Annotated in this window: 1 protein-coding gene and 2 pseudogenes; all 3 read left to right on the forward strand. The window is 72.1% G+C overall.

The features are described 5' to 3' along the window. A pseudogene (locus tag AOK23_RS40660) lies at positions 1-709 on the forward strand (glycosyl hydrolase 115 family protein); the annotation flags it as partial. 126 nt (positions 710-835) lie between these two features. Beyond that, the coding region (locus AOK23_RS40665; RefSeq protein WP_240496793.1) for an endo-1,4-beta-xylanase at positions 836-1,503 on the forward strand (668 nt) is incomplete at its 3' end. Positions 1,504-1,505: 2 nt separating this feature from the next. Then, a pseudogene (locus AOK23_RS51050) lies at positions 1,506-1,741 on the forward strand (endo-1,4-beta-xylanase); the annotation flags it as partial.

Raw genomic sequence — 1,741 nt, forward strand, 5'->3', positions numbered from 1 at the left:
CCCCCGCCCAGTCCACCCGGACGGCCACCCGGACCTGCTGGTCGACCCGGCCGGCGGCGCGGAGGGGACGCTGACGGTGAGCGGGGCGGGGGCCTCGGTGACGGTGAGGGCGGTCGCCGAGAAGCCGTCGGCCCGGCAGGCGCGGGCACTGCGGGGGTTCGTCGAGGCCGGCGGGTACGTCGCGATCGACGCTGAACACCATGTGCGGGCCGTGGGCTCGTCCGGCGGCCGGGTGCGCTGGCGGCGGATCGAGCGGATCGGCCGTACGGGGGCGGGGGTGACCCCGTGGCCGGTGACGGCGGAGCGGCAGACGCCGGGTGGGGCCGGGCCGCGACTGGAGTACGAGGTCGGCCTGGTGTCGGTGCCGGCGGGCGGCGAGGTGACGGTGTGGGCGTACGTCTCGCCGCGGAACCCCGCCCTGGCGACGGGCGGCCTGCGCTACGCGGTGTCCTTCGACGACGCGGAACCCCAGGTCGTCGACATCCACGCCGTGACCGGCGCCGACGACGGGCTCATGAACAAGCAGTGGGCGCGCAACACCTCCGACAACGTGAACGCGACGGCGACCCGGCACAGGGTCGCCGGACCCGGGGTGCGGCGCCTGAAGTTCTGGATGGTCGACCCGACGGTGATCCTGCAACGCCTGGTGATCGACACGGGTGGGCTGACACCGACGTATCTGGGACCGCTGGAGAGCCGGCGCATCTGACTGCCGGGGCCGTGAGCCGGCGGATGTGACTGCCGGGGCTACGAGCGGCCGATGTGACTGCCGGGGCTGTGAGTCGGCGTATCTGACTGCCGGCGTCGAGAGCCGGAACTGAGAGAGGAACCACGCATGAGGCACATGAACCGCTTCCGCCTGCCCGCGCTCGCGCTGGCCGCCGGGACCCTGCTGTCCACGGTGGTGGCCGTGCAGCCGGCGTCGGCGGGCGGGGGAGGACAGGGGCCGTCGTTGCGGGCGCTGGCCGACCGGGCGGGCGTACGCATCGGGACGGCCGTGGACATGACGGCGCTCGCGGACGACCGGACGTACCGCAGGACGACCGGCCGGGACTACAACTCGGTCACCGCCGAGAACGTCATGAAGTGGGAGTCGGTGGAGCCCGAGCGGGGTGTCCACAACTGGAAGCCGGCCGACGACCTGGTCCGCTACGCGCGGGCACACGGCCAGGTGGTCCGCGGCCACACCCTGGTCTGGCACAGCCAGCTGCCGCTCTGGCTGACCGACGGGGTGGCGGACGGCTCGATCGGGCGGACCGAGCTGCGGAAGATCCTCCGTGACCACATCACCGCCGAGGTGAAGCGGTACAAGGGCAGGATCCAGCAGTGGGACGTGGTGAACGAGGTCTTCGAGGAGGACGGCAGCCTGCGCAACTCGATCTGGCTGCGGGAACTCGGCCCCTCCTACATCGCGGACGCGTTCCGCTGGGCCCACGCGGCCGACCCGAAGGCCAAGCTGTTCCTGAACGACTACAACGTCGAGGGCGTCAACGCGAAGTCCACNNTTCCCGGGGCAGGTCGCCGAGAACCTCGCCCGCTTCGGGGCGCTGGGGATGCAGACCGCGTTCACCGAGGTCGACGTGCGGATGATCCTGCCGGTCGACGAGACGAAGCAGGCGACCCAGGCGAGCTACTACCGCCGCCTGCTGGACGCCTGCCTGGGCGCCCGGAGCTGCAAGTCGTTCACCGTGTGGGGCTTCACCGACAAGTACTCCTGGGTGCCGGGCGTCTTCGAGGGCGA

The sequence above is a fragment of the Streptomyces torulosus genome (genome assembly GCF_001419765.1).
Classification (GTDB): Bacteria; Actinomycetota; Actinomycetes; order Streptomycetales; family Streptomycetaceae; genus Streptomyces; species Streptomyces torulosus.